This is a genomic window from Arthrobacter sp. T572 (genome assembly GCF_056780115.1).
The window spans coordinates 484,562-505,415 of record NZ_JBRAZQ010000002.1; the positions used below are offsets into that span (position 1 = coordinate 484,562).

The 20,854-nt window shown below is 64.1% G+C and carries 16 protein-coding genes and 1 pseudogene; 12 read left to right on the forward strand and 5 right to left on the reverse strand.

Features of this window, described 5'->3' with window-relative positions:
* Positions 1-61: 61 nt before the first annotated feature.
* On the reverse strand, positions 62-2,554 hold the full coding sequence (locus ACUYMZ_RS03485; protein ID WP_426005629.1) for a GcvT family protein: 2,493 nt from the start codon (positions 2,552-2,554) through the stop codon (positions 62-64).
* 44 nt (positions 2,555-2,598) lie between these two features.
* Entirely contained in the window at positions 2,599-3,516 is a 918-nt protein-coding gene (purU, locus tag ACUYMZ_RS03490) for a formyltetrahydrofolate deformylase (protein ID WP_426005630.1), read from the reverse strand.
* A 132-nt stretch (positions 3,517-3,648) separates the two neighbouring features.
* On the opposite strand from purU, the gene ACUYMZ_RS03495 reads away from it, so the two are divergent.
* From ACUYMZ_RS03495 to ACUYMZ_RS03510, 4 genes are all read left to right on the forward strand, one after another.
* Positions 3,649-4,329 (forward strand): GntR family transcriptional regulator, encoded by a 681-nt coding sequence (locus ACUYMZ_RS03495; protein WP_426005631.1) that lies wholly within the window; start codon positions 3,649-3,651, stop codon positions 4,327-4,329.
* Positions 4,330-4,510: 181 nt separating this feature from the next.
* Positions 4,511-5,425 carry a pyridoxal 5'-phosphate synthase lyase subunit PdxS gene (gene pdxS / locus ACUYMZ_RS03500; RefSeq protein ID WP_481602108.1) on the forward strand — a complete coding sequence of 305 codons (915 nt, stop codon included), beginning with the start codon at positions 4,511-4,513 and terminating at the stop codon, positions 5,423-5,425.
* 47 nt (positions 5,426-5,472) lie between these two features.
* The gene (locus ACUYMZ_RS03505; RefSeq protein ID WP_442423309.1) at positions 5,473-5,655 is read left to right on the forward strand and encodes a hypothetical protein; all 183 of its coding nucleotides are present in this window, start codon (positions 5,473-5,475) and stop codon (positions 5,653-5,655) included.
* Between the two features lie 218 nt (positions 5,656-5,873).
* Positions 5,874-7,208, forward strand: a complete 1,335-nt coding sequence (locus ACUYMZ_RS03510; RefSeq protein ID WP_481602109.1) for an MFS transporter — start codon at positions 5,874-5,876, stop codon at positions 7,206-7,208.
* Between the two features lie 88 nt (positions 7,209-7,296).
* Here ACUYMZ_RS03510 and ACUYMZ_RS03515 read toward each other — a convergent pair whose 3' ends face one another.
* Entirely contained in the window at positions 7,297-8,229 is a 933-nt protein-coding gene (locus tag ACUYMZ_RS03515; RefSeq protein WP_426005634.1) for a LysR family transcriptional regulator, read from the reverse strand.
* A gap of 169 nt (positions 8,230-8,398) precedes the next feature.
* Here ACUYMZ_RS03515 and ACUYMZ_RS03520 point away from each other — a divergent pair, with 169 nt between their 5' ends.
* Both ACUYMZ_RS03520 and ACUYMZ_RS03525 read left to right on the forward strand, forming a co-directional pair.
* A complete protein-coding gene (locus ACUYMZ_RS03520) occupies positions 8,399-9,703 on the forward strand; it encodes an aromatic ring-hydroxylating oxygenase subunit alpha (RefSeq protein WP_426005635.1) in 1,305 nt (434 codons plus the stop codon).
* Positions 9,700-11,114: pseudogene (locus ACUYMZ_RS03525) on the forward strand (ferredoxin reductase). The gene ACUYMZ_RS03520 and the pseudogene ACUYMZ_RS03525 overlap by 4 nt, the downstream one beginning before the upstream one ends.
* A gap of 33 nt (positions 11,115-11,147) precedes the next feature.
* On the opposite strand, the gene ACUYMZ_RS03530 reads toward ACUYMZ_RS03525, so the two are convergent.
* Positions 11,148-12,488, reverse strand: a complete 1,341-nt coding sequence (locus ACUYMZ_RS03530) for a helix-turn-helix transcriptional regulator (RefSeq protein ID WP_481602110.1) — start codon at positions 12,486-12,488, stop codon at positions 11,148-11,150.
* 150 nt (positions 12,489-12,638) lie between these two features.
* Here ACUYMZ_RS03530 and hxlB point away from each other — a divergent pair, with 150 nt between their 5' ends.
* Both hxlB and hxlA read left to right on the forward strand, forming a co-directional pair.
* Entirely contained in the window at positions 12,639-13,235 is a 597-nt protein-coding gene (gene hxlB, locus ACUYMZ_RS03535) for a 6-phospho-3-hexuloisomerase (RefSeq protein ID WP_426005639.1), read from the forward strand.
* 58 nt (positions 13,236-13,293) lie between these two features.
* Positions 13,294-13,917 carry a 3-hexulose-6-phosphate synthase gene (gene hxlA / locus ACUYMZ_RS03540; protein WP_481602111.1) on the forward strand — a complete coding sequence of 208 codons (624 nt, stop codon included), beginning with the start codon at positions 13,294-13,296 and terminating at the stop codon, positions 13,915-13,917.
* Positions 13,918-13,945: 28 nt separating this feature from the next.
* On the opposite strand, the gene ACUYMZ_RS03545 is transcribed toward hxlA, so the two are convergent.
* Positions 13,946-16,105: an amylo-alpha-1,6-glucosidase gene (locus ACUYMZ_RS03545; protein WP_481602112.1), complete on the reverse strand. Its 2,160-nt coding sequence runs from the start codon at positions 16,103-16,105 to the stop codon at positions 13,946-13,948.
* 191 nt (positions 16,106-16,296) lie between these two features.
* On the opposite strand from ACUYMZ_RS03545, the gene ACUYMZ_RS03550 reads away from it, so the two are divergent.
* The 4 genes from ACUYMZ_RS03550 to ACUYMZ_RS03565 all read left to right on the forward strand — a co-directional run bounded on the left by ACUYMZ_RS03550 (position 16,297) and on the right by ACUYMZ_RS03565 (position 20,851).
* On the forward strand, positions 16,297-16,641 hold the full coding sequence (locus ACUYMZ_RS03550; RefSeq protein ID WP_442423311.1) for a hypothetical protein: 345 nt from the start codon (positions 16,297-16,299) through the stop codon (positions 16,639-16,641).
* Between the two features lie 78 nt (positions 16,642-16,719).
* Positions 16,720-18,117, forward strand: coding sequence for a cryptochrome/photolyase family protein (locus tag ACUYMZ_RS03555; RefSeq protein ID WP_481602113.1), 1,398 nt, complete (start codon positions 16,720-16,722; stop codon positions 18,115-18,117).
* A gap of 158 nt (positions 18,118-18,275) precedes the next feature.
* Positions 18,276-19,775 carry a CoA-acylating methylmalonate-semialdehyde dehydrogenase gene (locus ACUYMZ_RS03560; RefSeq protein WP_426005645.1) on the forward strand — a complete coding sequence of 500 codons (1,500 nt, stop codon included), beginning with the start codon at positions 18,276-18,278 and terminating at the stop codon, positions 19,773-19,775.
* Complete coding sequence (locus tag ACUYMZ_RS03565; RefSeq protein ID WP_481602114.1) at positions 19,775-20,851, forward strand: enoyl-CoA hydratase/isomerase family protein; 1,077 nt, start codon at positions 19,775-19,777, stop codon at positions 20,849-20,851. The genes ACUYMZ_RS03560 and ACUYMZ_RS03565 overlap by 1 nt, the downstream gene beginning before the upstream one ends.
* Positions 20,852-20,854 lie beyond the last annotated feature (3 nt).

The following is a 20,854-nucleotide window of genomic DNA, read 5'->3' on the forward strand; positions in this document are numbered from 1 at the left end:
CGGACACGGTTTGCGAGGGAGAAAGGGTGTCCGGGCCGCATGCCCTTGAAAGGCTGCGCGATCAGCCGCGAAGCCTGCTCATGGTGGGGTCGTACAGCGGGTCCTCGGTGACCGTTGCCTGGATGCGGCGGCCAAAGTATTCGATTTCCACGGAGTCTCCCAGGGAAACAGCCGACGGCAGGTATGCGTACGCAATCGGCTTGCGGACGGAATAGCCGTACGCGGCGCTGGTGACGTAACCCACCGGCTGGTTCTTGTAGAACACCGGTTCCTTGCCCAGCACGAGGCTGCGGCCGTCGTCGACCGTCAGGCAGCGGAGGCGGCGGGCGGAGCTTTCTTCGCTCCGGCCTTCCAGGGCGGCCTTGCCGACAAAGCTTTCCTTGGCCATCTTGACCGCGAAAGCGAGGCCGGACTCAAACGGATCGTGCTCGGTGGTCATGTCAGTGCCCCAGGAACGGTAGCCCTTTTCGAGGCGGAGCGAGCTGAACGCCGCGCGGCCTGCCGCGATGACGCCGAACGGCTGGCCGGCCTTCCACAACGCATCCCAGAGGCGCTGGCCGTTGTCGGCACTGGTGTAGAGCTCCCAACCAAGTTCGCCAACGTAGGACAGGCGCATGGCGGTCACGGGAACGCCGCCGATGACGACCTTCTTTGCACGGAAGTAGCGGAGGCCTTCGTTGGAGAAGTCGTCGCTGCTGATGGTGCTGACAAGGTCGCGGGCCAGGGGTCCCCAGAGGCCGATGCAGCAGGTGCCGCCGGTGGTGTCGCGAACCTGCACCCAGTCGCCGGCTCCGCCGTTCTCCGTCTGGTGGCGGGCTGCCCGCTCGAAGTAGGCGGTGTCGATGTTGCCGTTGGCGCCGAGCTGGAACGTGTCCTCGTCCAGGCGGGCAACCGTGATGTCGCTTCGGATACCGCCCGCGTGGTCAAGGAGAAGGGTGTAGGTCACGGCGCCCGGCTTCTTGTTGAGGTCGCCGGTGGTGAGTTCCTGCAGCAGCTTGAGGGCTCCAGGGCCGGAAACCTCAAGGCGCTTCAGCGGAGTCATGTCGTACATGGCTACTGCGGTACGGGTCTTCCAGGCCTCGGCTGCCGCGATAGGGGAGTTGAACATGCCGGACCAGGCGTCACGGGCCGGCGGCTGCCATTCGTCCGGCATTTCCTTCAGGAGCTCGGCGTTGGCTTCGAACCAGTAGGGGCGTTCCCAGCCGGCACCTTCCAGGAAGTAGCCGCCCAGCTGCTTGTGGCGGGCGTGGAACGGGCTGACGCGCAGGTTGCGCGGAGACAACTTGGGCTGGAGCGGGTGCAGGACGTCGTAGATTTCCACGAAGTTCTGCTGGGAGGTTTCGCTGACGTATTCGGGAGTGAGCTGGATGTCCTCGAAGCGGTGGATGTCGCAATCGCCCAGGTCGATCTGCGACTTGCCGTCCACGAGCACCTCGGCAACAGCGCGCGCAATGCCTGCGGAGTGGGTGACCCACACGGCCTCTGCCACGTAGAAGCCGTCCAGTTCCTTGGACTCGCCCACCAGGGAGCCGCCATCAGGGGTGAAGGAGAAGATGCCGTTGAAGCCGTCTTCGATTTCGCTCTCACGCAGCGCCGGAAGGATCTGCTTGGTGGCTTCCCACGCCGGCAGGAAGTCCTCCAGCGTGAAGTCCAGGCGGGACGGCATGTTGTGTTCGCTGATGCTGCTGGGCTCGTACTTGCCGAGTTCGTCCAGGTCCACTGGCATGGGCTTGTGGGCGTAGGAGCCGATTCCGTAGCGTTCGCCGTGCTCGCGGTAGTAAAGGTCCTGGTCCTGATGGCGCAGGATTGGCAGCTGGGCGCCGTTCGGGAGCTCGTTCTTGCCCTTCTGCGCGGGGACGGGGGTGGTCTTGACGTACTGGTGTGCCAAGGGGAGGAGCGGCACGGACATGCCGATCATCTCGCCGATCTTTGCGCCCCAGAAGCCGGCACAGGACACCACGATGTCAGCCGGGATCACGCCGTCGGCCGTTTGGACGCCGGTGACGCGGCGGCCCGACTGTTCAATGCCGGTGACCTCCGTGTTGCCCTGGTACTTCACGCCGGCAGCCTCGGTGCGCTTGATGAGGAGCTGGACTGCGCGGGCGGCGAGGGCCAGGCCATCGCTGGGCACGTGGAGACCGCCCAGGATGTCCTCTTCGTTGATCAGCGGGTAGAGGGCCTTGCACTCCTCCGGAGAAAGAATCTTTCCGTCGATGCCCCATGATGCCGCATAGCCGAGCTTGCGCTTCAGGTCCGCCAGACGGGTCTCGGTGGTAGCAACTTCAAGGCCGCCCACCTGGTTGAAGCAGCTCTGGCCGTCCTCGGTCAGGGACAGCAGCTTCTCCACCGTGTACTTGGCGAAGAGGGCCATGCTCTTGGACGGGTTCGTTTGGAAAACCAGGCCGGGGGCGTGCGAGGTGGAACCGCCCGGCATGTTGAGCGGTCCCTGGTCCAGGACCGTGATGTTGTTCCAGCCGCGTTGAACGAGTTCGTCCGCGAGGTTGGTGCCGACAATGCCGGCTCCGATGATGACAATGCGAGGCGTGGAGGCCATGAAAGTATTCTCCTGCTGTGATTCGGGCGGGGCTAGGGTGCGGGTTAGCGGAAAACGACCGTGCTGGTCTGGTCCAGCAGGACACGGTGTTCGCAGTGCCAGCGGACGGCGCGGGAAAGGGCGAGGGCTTCGGCGTCCTGGCCCACCGTGGAGAGGGCAGTGGGGCCGTAGCTGTGGTCCACCCGGATGACTTCCTGCTCGATGATCGGGCCTTCGTCCAGGTCCGCAGTGACGTAGTGGGCCGTGGCGCCAACCTGCTTCACGCCGCGGTCGTAGGCCTGGTGGTAGGGGCGGGCACCCTTGAAGCCGGGGAGGAAGGAGTGGTGGATGTTGATCGCACGGCCTTCCAGCTTGCGGCAGAGGTCGTCGGAGAGGACCTGCATGTAACGGGCCAGGACGACGAGGTCGGCCTGGTACTCATCAACCAGCTCAAGCAACCGGGCTTCGGCTTCTGCCTTGGTGTCCGGGGTTACCGGGACGTGGATGAAGGGCAGGCCGGCGGCCTCGGCCATGGCGCGGTGTGTCTCATGGTTGGACACCACCGCCACCAACTCGCCGCCAAGGCTGCCACCGCGCCAGCGGAAGATGAGGTCGTTCAGGCAGTGGCCGAACTTGGAGACCATCACCAGGACGCGCTGCTTGGTTTGGTCGTAGAAGCTGAACTTCATGTCGAAACGCTCCGCGATGGAACGGAACTCGTCCTCAAGCTGCTCCGGGGAGTAGCTCTCCGGACCGGAGAACGCGGTACGCAGGTGCAGCGTCTGGCGCAGGCTGTCATCGAACTGCTGGTGCTCTTCGATGTTGAAGCCGCGTTCGAACAGAAACGTGGTGACTGCATGCACGATGCCGGGCTGTTCGACGCACGACAGTGTGAGTACGAACTTCTGCGCCTGCTCGTCCTTGAGCTGGCTGCGCTCTGCCGGCACGGTGCTGAGGTGAGAGTCTGAAGCCACGAGGGTCATAGGTCCTCCTTAGATAATTCCCTAAATATATTCCTGAGTCGTGTACTGATATATTAGGATTGGATTCAGCGTATACTGGACCTTGGAACGGGGTCAATAGGTTTTTTTGAACTGTGGAAGGGGCTCGGCACTGTGGTAATCCAAACTCTGGCAACCGCCGAAGAGGCGGGCAGGAAGTCCCTTGCGGAGATCGCCTACGAGAGTGTGCGGGACCGATTGCTGACACTGGACATCAAGCCCGGGGATCTCCTGAACGACGAGCAACTCGCCAGGGAGCTGGGCATCGGTCGCACGCCGGTACGCGAGGCCTTGAAGCGCCTTGAGCTGGATCGCCTGGTGGTGACTTATCCGCGGCGCGGAACCTTCGCCACCAGGGTGGAAGTCACCGATCTCGCCTTCATCTCGGAAATCCGCGTCCAGCTGGAGCCTGTGGCCGCTGCCCGCGCTGCGCGGGTAGCCACTCCGGCGGGCCGTGACCATCTTCGCCAAGTGATGCGCGCTGTAGAAGCGTTCGACCTCCGCGCGGCCACGGTCGTTGAAACGCTGAAGCTGGACGCCAGCGTCCATCAGGGAATTTATGCGGCGGCCGCCAATCCGCACCTGGAAGACGTGTTGATCCGTTATGACAACCTCGCCACGCGCATCTGGTGCATGGTGTTGGACCGGTTGCCGAATCTTGAGCACCATGTCCATGAACATGTGGACCTCCTTCAAGCCGTGATCGACGGTGAAGCCGAGAAGGCGGCCGAACTGGCCCGTGTTCACGTGAGCGGCTTCGAGCAGGCCGTGCGCCAGGCGTTGTTTGCCGCCTGACGGCAGCCCGCCCGCTTCATTCCCGTTCGCCCTTCGGTCCTGCCGTTGACTCCGGGAACCAAGGCTTGCATACTGAAATCCGCAGCTAATATATCACCCGGATATCAGACACTCCTGCCTTTGCATGATCGATCCCCGGGTGCCCGCGGCCACCGCGGCTTTCATTCCTTTGGAGTATCACGTGAACCCAAGACCTCTCCCTTTTGAAAACATCGCGCTCACGGGCAGCAGCCGCGTTAAGCGGGGCATGGCTGAGATGCTCAAGGGCGGCGTCATCATGGACGTCGTTAACGTCGAGCAGGCCCGCATCGCCGAGGATGCCGGCGCCGTGGCTGTCATGGCGCTCGAGCGTGTTCCGGCTGATATCCGCGCCCAGGGTGGCGTGTCCCGCATGTCCGATCCGGACATGATCGAGTCGATCATTGCCGCCGTGTCCATCCCCGTGATGGCCAAGGCCCGCATCGGCCACTTCGTCGAGGCCCAGGTCCTGCAGTCCCTCGGTGTGGACTACATCGACGAGTCCGAGGTGTTGACCCCGGCGGACTACATCAACCACATCGACAAGTGGAACTTCACTGTGCCTTTCGTTTGTGGTGCCACCAACCTCGGAGAGGCGCTGCGCCGCATCAACGAAGGTGCGGCAATGATCCGCTCCAAGGGCGAAGCCGGTACCGGCGATGTCTCCAACGCCACCGGTCACATGCGCAAGATCCGCACCGAGATCGCCCAGCTCTCCGCCCTTCCCGAGGACGAGCTGTACGTTGCGGCCAAGGAACTGCAGGCTCCGTACGAGCTGGTCAAGGAAGTCGCCGCCACGGGCAAGCTTCCGGTGGTGTTGTTCACCGCCGGTGGCATCGCGACCCCGGCTGATGCTGCGATGATGATGCAGCTCGGCGCCGACGGTGTGTTCGTCGGTTCCGGCATCTTCAAGTCCGGCAACCCGGCCCAGCGCGCCGCCGCCGTCGTGAAGGCCACTGCCTACTACGACGATCCGGACGTGATCGCCAAGGTCTCCCGCGGCCTGGGTGAAGCCATGGTCGGCATCAACGTCGACGAGATCCCGCAACCGCACCGCCTCGCCGAACGCGGCTGGTGATGGAGGTGCCGGAGGCAAGGCAGGTTCGGACGGAAGAAGGGCGTGCATTGCGCCATGACTGGGCCCAGTTGACGGGGCACGTGGTGGAGGTGTGGTTAAAGGACGACCGCATCATGTCCGGGGTCGTGGAGCAGGCAGCCGCCGATGATTCTGTCCTGTGGCTGGCCGCGGACGGGGCCGAATCCCGCCGTCTGTTCGATAAATCGACCGGTTATCAGGTGTGGCACTGAGCAGCATGTGAGGGGCCATGGCGGGATATTGACACAAATTGACACTGTGAGACGGCCAACACTACGTTCTCATATATCAATTTTTCTGCTGTCAATATATTCACCGTTTTCCCGACGCAGCGTCGCGCCGGGACAGGCCAAGGAGAACCATGGGTCTAAGCTCCGCCCTCGATTCCGCCCGCTTTTCCCCTTTCCATCGAAAACTCGTCATTGGCTGCATGGGAGGTCCACTCCTGGACGGGTACATGCTGAGCATCATTGGCATAGCAATGGTGGGGCTTACTGCCCAGTTCGGAGCCAATGAGCTCGAAGTCAGCCTCATTGGCGCCTCCGCCCTGGTGGGCATCTTCTTCGGCGCGCTGCTCCTGGGGCCGCTGACGGACAAGATCGGGCGCCGTCTGATGTACACGATCGACCTGTGGGCGCTGGTGATTGCCTCGGCGCTGCAGTTCGTGGTGCAGGATGCCACGCAGTTGATCATCCTTCGCTTCATAGTGGGCCTGGCCATCGGTGCCGATTACCCCATTGCCAGTGCACTGTTGGCCGAATGGCTGCCCCAAAAGCGCCGCGGCAGGATGCTTGGCATGCTGATCACCGGCTGGTTCGCGGGGGCTGCCCTGGCATCCCTTGTAGGGTTCGCCATGTCGGAGGTCTTCGGTCCCGAAAGCTGGCGCTGGATGCTGGGGAGCTCTGCGGTGCTGGGCATCGCGGTGCTGGCCATGCGGCACGGAATTCCGGAATCACCGCGTTGGCTTTTCAACAATGGTCGACTGAAAGAGGCAGAGGACGCCCTGCGTACCGGCCTGGGCGACCAGGTGGACGCAGCGGCGGTGCTTGCGGCCGAAGCCGAAGCGCCGTCCGGGGCGTCGAAGCGGGGCAAGGTTGACTTCGCCATGTTGCTTCGCCGCCCCTACCCCAAGCGCCTGTTCTTCTGCAGCGCGTTCTACATCCTCCAAGTCACGCCACTCTTCGCCATCTTCACGTTCGGCCCGGTCATTCTTGGCTCGTTTGGCCTGGGGGAGGGCAACCTGGCAAACCTTGGCTCGGTCATCATCAATGCCGTCTTCCTGCTTGGATGCCTGCCTGCCCTCCGCCTGGTTGAAACCGTCGGCCGCCGACCGCTGATCATCTGGAGTTTTGCCTTGATGGCGCTCCCGCTCTTTGTTTTGGGATTCGCTCCGGGAGCGCCGGTCGCCATCATCATTGCCTGCTTCTGCATGTACGCCTTTTTCTCGGGCGGTCCCAACATCCTTGAGTGGGCGTACCCCAGCGAGCTTTTTCCCACGGAGATCCGGGCGAGTGCCATCGGCATTACCACCGGTGCCAGCAGGATCGGGGCGGCCATCGGTACGTTCGTGATCCCCTTTGCTCTGCGCGACTGGGGCATTGGTCCCACAATGCTGGCAGCAGCCGGCCTCACCGCGCTCGGATGGCTGGTATGCGTACTTCTGGCAGAAGAAACCAAGGGAATGTCGTTGGCAGCGGCTGCGGGTTCCAAGGAAACCATCGTCGACGACCAAGCCGCCGAGCCGGCGCGGATCGCAGGCGTCTAGAACCTGCGCCGAATGGCTTGGCATGATCCTGGCGTCGGCTGGACAATCCAGGCGACGCCAGGACGCCGCTTGGGGAGACACGAGCTGGTCAGAGGTCGTCCTCCGGGCGGGCGGTGAGGATCCGATGGGCCCGGGCCTGCAGGATGTCCAGCGACTCCTTGATCAGGGGCGAAGAGATGCTTCCCCTGCGGACTGCGGCGACAATGCGGCGCGCTGGCTTTCCCTTGCCCGTAATGCGGAGCCGGACCACGTTTTCGGCACTGTGGAGGGGAGCCAGGCGCGGCAAGAGGCCAACGCCGAGCCCCGCCCCGACAAAAGCGATCTGGGTTTCCCATTCAACGGCCTCGTGGGCTATCCGCGGGGTCACGCCCACCGCAGTGAACGCCGCGGTAAACAGGGCGTGATACGTGGAACCGGCTGACTCAGTGATCCATGGTTCCGAGGCCAGCTCTTCGAGCGTCACGGTCGTCCTCGTTGCCAGGGGGTGGTCGGCCGGAATAATCACGTCCAGGGGATCGTCGAGCAGGACGGTCTGTTCGAAGCGCGGATCGTCCTCGCCGTATGTGTCCGATTGCATGGCCACTATGACGGCGAGGTCGATCCGTTCGGCGACCAGCAGGTCAAAGCAGCGGGCCGGGTCGGCCTCCAATACCTGTACCTCGAGCTGCGGCCGTGTTGACCGCAGCGTTGCCGCCAGCGGCGCAAGCAACTGGGCGGCCGCCGTCGAGAATCCGCCCAAACCAAAATGTGACTGCACTTGGTCGCCGGCTTCCATGGCCGCGGCCCGCAGGCTCTCCCATTCCGCGACGAGCGCGTCCGATCCGGCCACCAGGTACCGGCCCGTGGCGGTCAGCCGAACGCCCCTTCCGTCCTTTGTCAGCAACTGCATTCCCAGCAGGCGCTGGAGCTCGCGGAGCTGCGCGGACACTGCAGAAGGGGAGTAACCGGTGAGTTCGGCTGTTGCTCCGACCGTGCCGCAGCGGGCAAACACGCGAAGGGTATTGAGCCTTGGATCGATCATGAACTAATCATGCACCAAATGTGCACGGTTATCTCCTGAATATTGCGCTTTTGTTGCAGTTCCTGTGACCCTAATCTCTTACTACGAAGACTTCGAAAATACCGGCCGCGACGACGCATTGCCGGTCCCCCAGATTCACCTACGTACCCAGCCTCCCGGGAGGAAACCCATGACTGCTCCAGTGAACGTCGCCCTCAATTCACGCGGAAAACTCGCTTCATCCCTGCCTGCCGAGCAGTTGGCAGAAATCACCGCGTTGTTTGAGTTCCGGCGTACGGGCTATTCCCTCGATGCCCCCTTCTACACCGATCCCACGATCTTCAAGATCGACATGGAAGCCATCTTCGGCCAGCACTGGATTTTTGCCGGCAGCGTCGCCGAACTGCCTGAGCCCGGCGACTACATCACGGTCGACTACGGCCCGTACTCCCTGATCGTGCTGCGCACCGATGAAGGTGACGTCAACGTTCTCCACAACGTATGCCGCCACCGCGGTGCCCGCGTCCTGACCGAAGCCGCCGGCTCCACCGGAAACCTCGTCTGCGGCTACCACTCCTGGACCTATTCCCCCGAGGGTAACCTGATCCACGCCTCCGCTCCCGGAGAAGCCAAGTTCGACAAGAACTGCTTCGCCCTCAAGCGTGCCCACAGCCGCGAGGTCGCCGGACTCATCTTTGTCTGCATCGCGGACGAGCCGCCCACGGACTTTGACGAGACCTCCAAGATCTTCGAGCCCTACCTGGCGCCCCACGATCTGTCCAAGACGAAGATTGCCTACCAGCAGAACATCATCGAAGAGGGCAACTGGAAGCTCGTCATGGAGAACAACCGTGAGTGCTACCACTGCGACGGACACCCCGAGCTGGCGTGCTCGCTCTTCCCCACGTGGGGCCTGACCGAGGGCCTGATCCCGGCACACCTTGAGGAGGTGTGGGACCGCAACAAGGAAGCCCAGTCCTCGCTTGAAGAGCGTTGCCGCCGCTATGGCCTGCCCTACGAGGTGGTTGAGGAACTCGATACCCGTATTGCCGGCATCCGCATCTCACGCGAGTCCTTGGACGGCGAAGGCGAATCGTTCTCCGCCGATGGGCGCCGCCTTTCCAAGAAGCTGCTCGGCGACCTGCCGGACTTCCGCCTCGGCCGCTGTTCCATGCACCTGCAGCCCAACAGCTGGTTCCACTTCCTGGGCGACCACGTGATCACGTTCGGTGTCTTCCCGATCAACGAGCACCAGTCCCTGGTCCGCACCACCTGGTTGGTGGCCGACGACGCCGAAGAAGGCGTGGACTACGACCTGGACAAGCTCACCTACACCTGGAAGCAGACCAACATCCAGGACAAGGCCTTCGTTGAGCTGTGCCAGACCGGCGCGGGCAGCCCCGCCTACGAGCCCGGCCCGTACATGAAGAGCGAATACCAGGTTGAAGCATTCATCAACTGGTACGTGCAGCGCGTTCAGGAGCACTTGGCATGACGGAACTCCTCACCGAGACGGTCATCGAGGAACCGCAGCGTATCCGCGGCCTTGAAATGCCGTGGAACCGGGTGATGGGCAGCACGGATGCACCGGCCCGCGCTGCCCGGGCCCTGGGCCCTGGCATCCGCAGGAGTTCATGGCCGAGTGCGTGGAAACCGTTCCCGAGGCCGGCGGCCTGATGACTTTCGTCTTCCGCCGCTGCGACGGTGCGCCCCTGGCATTCCGTGCCGGGCAGTATGTCAACGTGGCGTTCCCCGTGAACGGCGAGGACCACGAGCCTGTGGACCGCAGCTACTCCCTGTCCAGCTCGCCCACCGAGCCGTGGACCTTCAGCATCAGCGTCAAGCGCGATGCCGGCGGTCTGGTGTCCCCGTGGGTGCACGACAACGTCAAGCCCGGGACCGTGCTGGAGATGCTCGGTCCCGTGGGTGCATTCCATCTGCCTGATGCGGACCGGCGTGCACGTTACCTGTTGCTCGCAGCCGGAGCCGGCATCACGCCCATCATGTCCATGGTGAGGACCATCCATTCGTTGCCGGGTCACGCGGATGTTGTGGTGCTTTACCACGGTGCAGAAGCGGGCGGCTTCGCGTTCCACCGGGAGCTTGCTTACATCGCTTCCGTGGACTCGCGGATCCGGGTCTTCTACTCCCTGGGTGACCGCAACAATCCGGACGGTTGGGAAGGCCTCACGGGGCGCCTGACTTCGGCCATGATTGACCACGTGGCGCCTGACGCCAATGGACGCCAGGTGTATGCCTGTGGTCCCGAGGGCTACCTGAACACCGCCACCGAACTTCTCAAGAAGGTGGGCGTGGACGACACCTCCATCTACATGGAGTTCTTCTCCGGTGATCGCCAGACGCTCCTTGAATACGCGGCCGAGGTTGCCCTCGCCGCGGACATTGCCGAGGAGATCGCGGAGGAAATCGCCGACTCGGCCGAGGACTACTACGAAAGCCAGCCCGCCGCATTCGGACTCTACGAGCCCGGTTACGATGCCGACGGGACCCTGGAGGCTTCAGGCCTGCCCCTGGAGACGGTTGAGGGGGAGCCCTCCGGTTCCGGGACGAACGACGGCGGTCCGGTCACCGAGCCTGAGGCAGCAACTCCCGATGCCTCAAGCTTCAACACTGTAGGTTCCGGCAGCCTCACGATGTCCTTCCTGAAGACCGGCATTAATGTGCGGATCGACCCCAGCGAGCACATCCTTGAGGTGGCACAGCGCGCGGGCGTCAGGATCGGCGCGAACTGCAAGGAAGGAATGTGCGGTTCCTGCAAGGTGGTCAAGCTGTCGGGTGACATCGACATGAACCACCAGGGCGGAATCCGAAAGAGGGAGATCGACGCGGGCAAGTTCCTGCCTTGCTGCTCCACTGCCCAGACCGACCTGGTAATCGACGCTTAACTCCAATCCGGCTGCGTCCTGCGCAGCAACGGACTACCGGATTCCCGCACTGTGGGCCATTGCCGTGGCCTCAGTGCGGGACCGGACGTCCAACTTCCTGAACAAGTTCCGCACATGGAACTTCACCGTGTTCTCGCTGATGTTCAAGGCAGCAGCGATGGCACGGTTTCTGTGTCCCGCGGCCAGGAGCTCCAGAACCTCGAGCTCCCTCTGCGCCAGTCCCCATGCAGCTACGTCCTTGCCCGGTAACCCGGGAGGATCCAGGGGCAGGACTACGGAGATGTCCGCTCCCCACCCCTGCATGACGTCGATGCCCATGCGTCCGTCCACCGCCTGAACCCTTTGCCGCAGCCGGTCGATGGTGGGGGCGTCTGGGGAGAGGTCGCCGCGGCCGTCGTCACGGACATTGACCAGCAGGTTTTCTCCGTCGCAGTCCCACTGGACCCGGACCCGCCGCACATCAGGCTGCTCCGCGATCGCCAACACCAGTCCCCGCACTACAGCCCTGGCGGCGTGGGCAACTTCTCCCGGCAGTGCCCTGCCGTTGGCCGGCGGTTCGATGAACTGGGTATCGATGTTGCTGAACCGCATCAACGGCCGGAGATCCTCCCGCAGTCGCGCGAACGCAGTGCTTACGGGTTCCTCCGCGAGGTCGCTGGTGCGGTCGTTCAGTGTGCGCAGGCCCACCAATGCTTTGGCGGTCATGTCCGTCACTGCGGTGCGGGCGGCTTTGTCGTCCAAGGCTGTGGAGCGCAGGGCAGCGAGCACCGTTTCCAGCGTGGTTGAGTGCTGGTCCACGAGCTCCGCTGTGACCCGCAGCCGCTCGGCCGAGGCGGCACGGGATTCCAAAAGGTACGACGGCGGCGCATCCGATACCTTTTCCTGGATGCGGGCGGCTGCGAGGCACCACAGGTACTCCACAATGCGCAGCTGCCCACTGACATGCTGTTTGGGCTGTGCTGCGGGAAGCTGTTCCGCCGGAGGCTGCCCTGCCTGTACGTGCCCGGGGTCCGTGAGCACAAGCAAGGCCCCGCTGGGTTGGTATTTCAGGGCGAGAACGTCCCGTTCCATGCCCCCGATCTCCGCCCGCCCTGTCCACGCTTTCCCGTCCGGAACCCCGGCACGAAGGCGCTCCAGCTCCGCGATGGTGACCCGCCCGATGATTGCCTCGTCGCCGGCCTTCTTCTGGGGCCGTCCGGTGCAGTCTTCGGTGAAGATCACCAGGGCACTGTTTGCCATGAACGGCTGGACAGCGGCGCGGAGGCTCCCGGCGATGCCCAGGAGGGGGGCCTGCACAACTGCCGTGATGTGGTCCAGCAGTTGCCAGGGAAGTCCCGTGGACAGCAGGGCAGAAGGCGCAGCAGTGATGGTCATGGAAGAACGGTACCGGCTGTCGGCGCGCCCTGACTACCCGAACGGATAGGTATTACTGCTCTTTTTCAGCGTATTACCTACCCGCAGATACCTGAAAACTGGTATCAGGCCGCAGAAGCGGCCCATCTACCACCTGAGAAGGGAGCACGTATGGACGTAACGGCAGAGTCGCCGTCCCTGACCGGAACCACCGATCAGGCCGCCCTGAACCTTTCCCTCATCCAGAAGGAAATCCTGGACACCACCAGCAAGATCGATGTCCGGGAACTGGCAGTCCTGGCCGACCGGATCAAGGGCGCGGACCGTGTCTTCCTGGCCGGCGCCGGGCGGAGCGGGCTGGTCCTGCGGATGGCTGCCATGCGCTTGATGCACCTCGGACTGACGGTGCACGTGGCCGGTGACACCACGACGCCGGCCATCACCTCGGGCGACCTCCTGCTGGTTGCGTCGGGATCGGGAACCACGGCCGGGGTAGTCAAGGCTGCCCAGACTGCCCGCGACGCCGGAGCAGAGGTCGCGGCGGTGACTACCGACCCGGACTCGCCGCTGGCCGGCCTGGCCGGTGCCGTGGTGGTTATCCCGGCGGCACGCAAGACGGATCACGGATCCGCCATCACCCGCCAATACTCCGGGAGCCTTTTTGAGCAGTCTCTGTTCCTGGCCACCGAGACGGTGTTCCAAACCCTCTGGGACACCACAGACGAGCCGGCTGAGCAGCTATGGCTCCGCCACGCCAACCTCGAGTAGGCGTCCTCGTTTTACCCGTGCTGTGCACAACAACCAACACCACCAGAAAGAAGAAAACATGAAACTGCAGGTTGCATTGGACCTCCTCACCACCGAAGATGCCCTGGCACTGGCCGGCAAGGTCGCCGAGTACGTGGACATCATCGAGTTGGGTACGCCCCTCATCAAGGCCGAGGGCCTCTCCGCCATCACCGCCATCAAGGAAGCCCACCCGGAAAAGATCGTGTTCGCGGACATGAAGACCATGGACGCCGGCGAGCTCGAGGCTGACATCGCGTTCAAGGCCGGAGCCGACCTCGTCTCCGTGCTGGGCACCGCCGACGATTCCACCATTGCCGGTGCCGTCGCCGCAGCCAAGGCCCACAACAAGGGCATCGTGGTGGACCTGATCGGTGTTGCCGACAAGGTATCCCGGGCCAAGGAAGCCCGTGCACTGGGCGCCAAGTTCATCGAGTTCCACGCAGGCCTGGACGAGCAGGCACAGCCTGGCTACAACCTGCGCACCCTGCTGAACGCCGGCGAGGAAGCCCGTGTTCCGTTCTCCGTGGCCGGTGGAGTGAACGCCTCCACCATCGGATCCGTGCAGTTGGCAGGTGCTGACGTTGCTGTTGCCGGAAGCGCCATCTACAGCGCCGAGGACCCGGAACTGGCTGCCAAGGAACTGAAGGCTGCCATCCAGTAACTGCTGCTGCCATCCAGTAGCTGGCGGCCTACCTGTCCGGCTCCCGCAAGCGGGCCCGCTCCACGAGCTCGGACATCCAGGGCCGCTGCCCGTGATGAACCGTGAGACCCTCCGGAATGCCTTGCACCGTCGCTTGCATTCCGGAGGCGTCGATCGTGATGCGGGCATCTCCCATGGGGGCGTTGCTGATGTGCAGGTCCCCGAAGGACTCCGGCAGCACCGGGTCCAGCCAGATCCCGCCCTGCGAGATGTGGGTGTCGTACCGCATCAGGCTGGTGATCACGTGGATGGGCGTGGTGGCCGCCCATGCTTGCGGCGAACAGGCGGTGGGGTAGGGCACCGGTTCCATGAACCTGTCGCGGTCGAAGCCGCAGAAGAGCTCGGGAAGCCGGCCACCGGAGTACTCGGCCGCCTCGAGGAGGGCGGTGCCGATCCGCTGGGCTTCCTCCACATACCCGTACCGGAGCAAGCCGGACATGATCAGGGCGTTATCGTGGGGCCATACTGATCCGTTGTGGTAGCTGGCCGGATTGTAGCAGGCCATGTTGCTGGCCAGGGTCCGCACGCCCCAACCGCTGAACATTTCCTTGGACATCAGATGTTCCACCACGGATGGAACCTTGTCCTCATCCAGCAAACCAAACCACAGGCAGTGGCCCATGTTGGAGGCGCACGCATCCACCGGCCGTTTGTCCCGGTCCAGCGCTACGGCGAAGTAGCCCCGGTCCGGCAACCAGAACTCCTCGTTGAACCTTTGCTTCAGCCGGTCCGCGCGTTCCTGGAGGTCGGCCGCCAAGGCGGTGTCGCCGTCGTCGTAAGCCATCCAGGCGCGTGCCACATAGGCGCCATGCACATAGGCCTGGACCTCCGCCAGGGCGATGGGCACCTCTGCGAGGGTGCCGTCGGCGAAGTTGATGCCGTCCCATGAGTCCTTCCAGCCCTGGTTGATGAGCCCATGCTGGTTGGGCCGGCCGTACTCCACGAAGCCGTCCCCGTCACGGTCCCCGTAATGGCGGATCCAGTCCAGCGCCCGGTCCGCATTGGGCAGCAGCGCCGTGATGGTCTCCTTGGAGAAGCCCCAGCGGCTGACGGAGCCGAGCACCACCACGAAAAGCGGCGTGGCATCCACGCTGCCGTAGTAAGCGGACCTCCCGCCCAGTGCCTGCCCGCTGGTGACATCCAGCCTGACCTCGTGGAGGATCTTGCCCGGTTCCTCTTCGGTGTCCTCATTGACCTCGGTGCCCTGCCGTTCCGCGAGGGTGCGCAAGGTACCCAGCGCCAGGGAAGGATCCACAGGCAGCGCCATTTCCGACGCCCAGAGCGAGTCGCGGCCGAACAGGGTCATGAACCAGGGCGCACCGGCGGCCACCACCACACGGTCAGGGTGGTTGGGATCCTGGATCCGCAAAGCGCCCAGGTCCTCGTAGCTCCGGCGCAGGGTCCGCTGGATGGACCGGTTGCCCATCTGGAGGACCGGGATCCTGGCCACCCATTCCTGCCTTCGGCGGTCGCTGGGGGAGAGCCCGTCCCGGTCCGGATGCCCGAAAGGAAGGGCCGTGCCGGTGCCGTCGACCGTCGGGACCACGCTGAGGCGTGCGTTCCACTCCCCAAAAGGCGGCACGGTGATCCTGTAGCCCAGGGCCTTCGCTCCTGCACCGCCGCCTTCGGCCCTGATGACCACACTTTTGCGCACGCCTTCCCACTGTCCCCGGATTTCCAGGGAGTCACCGTCGATCCGGCGGGTTTCCTTCCACTCGCGGGTGACCCGGGCTTCCTTGACCTCGAACAGGTCCGCAAAGTCGGCTTCCACCGACAACGTGATCCGGCATTCCGTGGGCTTGGCGGAGTAGTTGTGGACGGTAACCTTCTCCAGGATCCCGGCCCCAACCTCCCGGCGCCGTTCCACCAGCAGGGGGCTGTCCGAGTAGCCACCGGGCCCCGGTACGCGGCAAGCGAACAGCGCACGGTATGGTTCCTGGGTTTCGGCGGCCAGGGGTTCCAGGGGCTGGTCGTTGATGGTCATTTCCCAGCGCGACAGGATGCGGGTGTCCAGATGGAAGACACCGTGGGGCAGGCCTGGGCGAATGTCCCCGTTGGCCGTGGAGATGCAAAACGACGAGCCCTCCACGAGCGTCACCGTACCGGAACCCAAGGGGCCGGCGGCCGTGTCAGTATTCCATCCGGCCACGGGGGGCTCCTTCAACGGCGTGCAGCGGGATGTAGTTGACGGTACGCCGTGCCGGCAGCGGATACCAGACCTCTGTACCCGGAGTTCATCTCCGCGGGCCAGCCGGGCGGTGGAAAGGGGTCTATAGTGGGGAAGAGCACTACCTCGCTGATGCAGACCGGCGGCCCTTTTGATGGCTGGAGGCCTCTGCAATGACAGATTCCCAGATTCATGCGTTCCTGCGCGATTCCGTAATTTACGAAGAAGACAGCGAAGACGGGTTGGGCTTTGAAGCCCTGTATGGCCTGTACATCAGTTGGTGCTTGCTGGGGAACAAGGTTCCCATCCCGGACAGTGCCTTCCGCACCGCAGTCCGGATCAGCGGCGTCAAGCATGACAAGCGTGACGGTCTGCGCTACTACCCGGGACTTCGCATGATGGGCGAGGCTGCGCGGGACTACGTGGTCAACAGCGTTCCCGTAGCCGGTGCCCTGGAGGTTCCCACCCCGGCGTTGCTGGTGGTTGAACAGGATGGGCCGGTTTCCACCCTCAGCTAGTCGGAATGTTTACAGAAAGTGCCCTTATGATTCGTTCGTAAGGGCACTTTCTGTATTCAACCTGGAAGAGGGGCTCAAGTGAAGCCGTCCATCGTATGGTTCCGTGACGACCTCAGGGTCCGCGACAACCCGGCCCTGCGCGCCGCCGTCGATGATGGCGCCGCAGTGGCCCTGTACGTCCTGGACGAGGAATCGCACGGCATCCGTCCGCACGGCGGTGCCGCGAAGTGGTGGCTGCACCACTCCCTGGCGGCGCTGCGCGAGGATCTGGACAAACTCGGGATTCCTTTGTTGCTGCGGCGTGGACCGGCCGCGGAGGTCGTGCGGAAAACCACGACGGCGGCAGGCGCGGGCGCGCTGTACTGGAACCGGCGGTACGGCGAAGTGGAACGGACCATCGACGCAGGGATCAAGGCCTGGGCGGGGGACGAGGGGCTGCATGTAGAGAGCTTCCAGGCCTCCTTGCTCCATGAGCCGTGGAAGATCACTACCAAGACCGGCGGGCAGTACAAGGTCTTCACGCCCTTCTGGCGGGCGGTGTCCGCCCAGGAGTTCCGTGAACCGTTGGCCATCCCGGCCAAGGGGCATGGTTACGGGGGCAAGCTTCCCGCGTATGACGACCTGGATTCCTGGCACCTCCTGCCCACCAGGCCCGACTGGTCCGGGGGGTTGACTGAGCGCTGGACGCCCGGTTCGGATGCCGGTCACCGGCGGCTCCGGGACTTCGTGGCCAACGGCCTGTCCGGCTACAAGGACGGACGCAACCGGCCGGATGTTGATGGCAGCAGTTCCCTGTCGCCCTACCTCCGCTGGGGTGAACTGAGCCCGTTCGAGGTCTGGCACGCCTTGGGCACCAAGCGCTCGGACAGCGCCACGATTTTCGCCTCCGAGCTTGGTTGGCGGGAATTCTGCTGGCACCAGTACTTCCACAACCCGACCCTGGCCACGGCCAATCTCCGAACCGAGTTCGACCGTTTTCCGTGGGCATGGCCGGGAGCTTCCGGCAGTTCCTCCGATGGCAAGCATCCCGGCCATGAGTCCGCGCCCGAGGAGTTCGAAGCCTGGCAGAAGGGCCTCACCGGGTTTCCCATGGTGGATGCCGGGCAGCGACAGCTTTGGCACACGGGCTGGATGCACAACCGGGTCCGCATGGTCGCTGCGAGCTTCCTGGTGAAGAACCTTGGCATTCACTGGCAGCTCGGCGAGCAGTGGTTTTGGGACACGCTGGTTGATGCCGACCCTGCGTCCAATCCGGCCAATTGGCAGTGGGTGGCCGGTTCAGGTGCTGATGCCTCACCGTTCTTCCGGATCTTCAATCCTGAGGCACAGCGCACCAGGTTCGACCCGCAGGGCAAGTACATCGCGCACTGGATTCCGGAGTTCGGCACGCCTGATTACCCCGCCGAAATCGTGGACCTCAAGACCTCCCGCCAGGACGCGCTGGATGCCTACAAGGAGCTGCGCGAGGTCCATTGAGGCCTGCCCGCCGCTGCCGGATGCCCCTCTGGAATTTAGTAGGAAGTCCGAGTATATTCAGGTTCAGAGATGACCTGGATCACAGTTGGTCACGTGTTCCCGCCACGTCCCAGCACCCCGGGAACGGCAGTCATTCACGATGCAAAGGAGCATTCACCATGGTGCGCGAACTTTCCCACTACATTGATGGCCAACGGGTGGACGGAACGTCCGGCCGTTTCAGCGACGTCTACGATCCCTGCACGGGCCAGGTCCAGGCCCGGCTTCCGTTGGCCAGCGCGGACGAGGTTCGCAACGCGGTAGCGAATGCGGAGAAGGGCCAGCTCGAGTGGGCTGCCATGAACCCCCAGCGCCGTGCCCGGATACTGCTGAAGTTCGTTGATTTGGTCAACGACAACATGGACGAACTCGCCAGGCTCCTGTCCTCGGAGCACGGCAAGACCTTTGCCGACGCCAAGGGCGATATCCAGCGCGGCATCGAGGTGGTGGAGTTCTCCGCCGGTGCCCCGCACTTGCTCAAGGGTGAATTCTCCGACAGCGCAGGCCAGGGTATCGATGTCCATTCGCTCCGTCAGCCACTCGGGGTGGTTGCGGGCATTACCCCGTTCAATTTCCCGGCCATGATTCCGCTGTGGAAGTCCGGACCTGCGCTCGCCGCCGGCAACGCATTCATCCTTAAACCGTCCGAACGCGACCCCTCCGTTCCTTTGCGCCTGGCCGAGCTGTACAGCGAAGCCGGGGTGCCGAACGGCGTCTTCAACGTGATCAACGGTGACAAGGAAGCCGTGGACGCGCTCCTCGAGGACCCGCGGGTCAAGGCGATCGGCTTCGTGGGTTCCACGCCGATTGCCCAGTACATCTACGCCACCGCCGCTGCGCACGGCAAGCGGGCCCAGTGCTTCGGCGGGGCAAAGAACCACATGGTGATCATGCCCGACGCCGACCTCGACATGGCTGCCGACGCCCTGATTGGTGCCGGGTACGGTTCCGCCGGTGAGCGGTGCATGGCCATCTCGGTGGCCGTACCTGTGGGCCAGGAGACGGCCGATGCGCTGGTAGCCAAGCTGGGTGAACGGGTCAAGGACCTGAAGGTGGGCCACAGCCTGGACAAGGACGTGGACTTCGGGCCCGTCGTGGCCGCCTCGGCCAAGGAAAGGATCGAGGGATACATCCAGTCCGGCGTTGATGAAGGCGCCACGCTCGTCGCCGATGGGCGCGGCCTGACCGTTGACGGCTATGACGGCGGGTTCTGGGTGGGCCCCACACTCTTCGACAATGTCACCAAGGACATGAAGATCTACAAGGAAGAGATCTTCGGTCCCGTGCTCAGTGTCCTGCGGGCGGCTGACTACGACGAGGCTCTGCGGCTCTGCAGCGAGCACGAGTTTGGCAACGGCGTGGCCATTTTCACCCGCGACGGCGATTCCGCCCGCGACTTCGCCAGCCGGGTGGAAGTGGGCATGGTGGGCATCAACGTCCCCATCCCGGTGCCGATCGCGTACTACACCTTCGGTGGGTGGAAAGCATCCGGTTTCGGCGACCTCAACCAGCACGGTGCCGACGCCTTCCGTTTCTACACCAAGACCAAGACCGTCACCTCGCGGTGGCCCTCCGGCATCCGCCAGGGCGCCAGCTTCGTGATGCCGGCAGGCAGCTGATGGGAGAAACAGTTTCCACCGAACAGGCAGAAGACCAAGTGCTCTTTGAGCGCCGCGGCCATCTGGGCACCGTGACGCTCAACCGGCCCCGGGCAGTCAACGCCCTCAATGCGGGCATGGTGAAAGCCATGCTGCAGCAGTTGGCTGCCTGGGCTGATGATGACTCCGTTGCCACGGTGTTGGTGCGCGGTGCCGGCGACCGCGGTCTCTGCGCCGGCGGTGACATCGTGGCCATCTACAAGGACATGCTGCACGGCGGTTCGGCCACGGCAGACTTCTGGGCTGATGAATACCGGCTCAACGCCCTGATTGCCAACTACCCCAAGCCCTACGTTGCCTTCATGGACGGGCTGGTGCTGGGTGGTGGGGTGGGCGTTTCGGCCCACGGATCGGTCCGGGTGGTCACCGAACGGACCCGTACCGGCATGCCGGAAACAACCATCGGTTTCGTGCCCGACGTCGGCGGCACCCTGTTGCTGTCGCGTGCACCGGGGGAGACCGGAACCCATGCCGCCCTGACGGGAGCGCACTTGACCGGGGCGGATGCACTGTTCCTCGGACTTGCGGACCACTTCGTGCCGTCCGGAAGCCTTCCGGCACTTGCCCAAGCGCTGGAAAGCTCGACGGCGGACGCCGCCGTCGGGCGCTTTGCCCAAGCCGCGCCGGACTCACCCCTGGAGGCGCAACGGGACTGGATCGATGCCTGCTACGCAGGCGGCGACGCCGAGGAGATCGTGCACCGCCTGCGCAGTGCCGGTGGGGACGCGGCCGAAGCCGCGGACACGATCGAGGGGAAATCCCCGACGTCGGTCAAGGTCGCCCTGGAATCGTTGCGGCGTGTGCGGGGGCTCTCCCTCGAAGAAGCCCTGGACCAGGAGTACAGGGTGGGTCTCCGCTGCCTCTCGGGTCCGGACTTCCGGGAAGGGATCCGTGCCCAGGTGGTGGACAAGGACCGCAATCCGCAATGGAAGCCGGCCACCCTCGCCGAGGTGGCGGCGTCCGACGTCGAGGGCTATTTCGCGCCGCTTGGCGACCGTGAACTGGGGCTTGCGCCAAGTCCAGTCCAGTCGAGTTGAGGG

Excerpts from the sequence above, each read along its gene's own strand:
- ACUYMZ_RS03485 (WP_426005629.1), bottom strand. The coding sequence starts at position 2,554 with ATGGCCTCCACGCCTCGCATTGTCATCATCGGAGCCGGCATTGTCGGC.
- ACUYMZ_RS03530 (WP_481602110.1), bottom strand. The coding sequence starts at position 12,488 with ATGACCATCACTGCTGCGCCTTCTGCCCTGCTGTCCACGGGACTTCCC.
- hxlA (WP_481602111.1), top strand. The coding sequence starts at position 13,294 with ATGAAACTGCAGGTTGCATTGGACCTCCTCACCACCGAAGATGCCCTG.
- ACUYMZ_RS03510 (WP_481602109.1), top strand. The coding sequence starts at position 5,874 with ATGGGAGGTCCACTCCTGGACGGGTACATGCTGAGCATCATTGGCATA.
- ACUYMZ_RS03550 (WP_442423311.1), top strand. The coding sequence starts at position 16,297 with ATGACAGATTCCCAGATTCATGCGTTCCTGCGCGATTCCGTAATTTAC.
- ACUYMZ_RS03565 (WP_481602114.1), top strand. The coding sequence starts at position 19,775 with ATGGGAGAAACAGTTTCCACCGAACAGGCAGAAGACCAAGTGCTCTTT.
- ACUYMZ_RS03520 (WP_426005635.1), top strand. The coding sequence starts at position 8,399 with ATGACTGCTCCAGTGAACGTCGCCCTCAATTCACGCGGAAAACTCGCT.
- hxlB (WP_426005639.1), top strand. The coding sequence starts at position 12,639 with ATGGACGTAACGGCAGAGTCGCCGTCCCTGACCGGAACCACCGATCAG.
- ACUYMZ_RS03515 (WP_426005634.1), bottom strand. The coding sequence starts at position 8,229 with ATGATCGATCCAAGGCTCAATACCCTTCGCGTGTTTGCCCGCTGCGGC.
- purU (WP_426005630.1), bottom strand. The coding sequence starts at position 3,516 with ATGACCCTCGTGGCTTCAGACTCTCACCTCAGCACCGTGCCGGCAGAG.
- ACUYMZ_RS03560 (WP_426005645.1), top strand. The coding sequence starts at position 18,276 with ATGGTGCGCGAACTTTCCCACTACATTGATGGCCAACGGGTGGACGGA.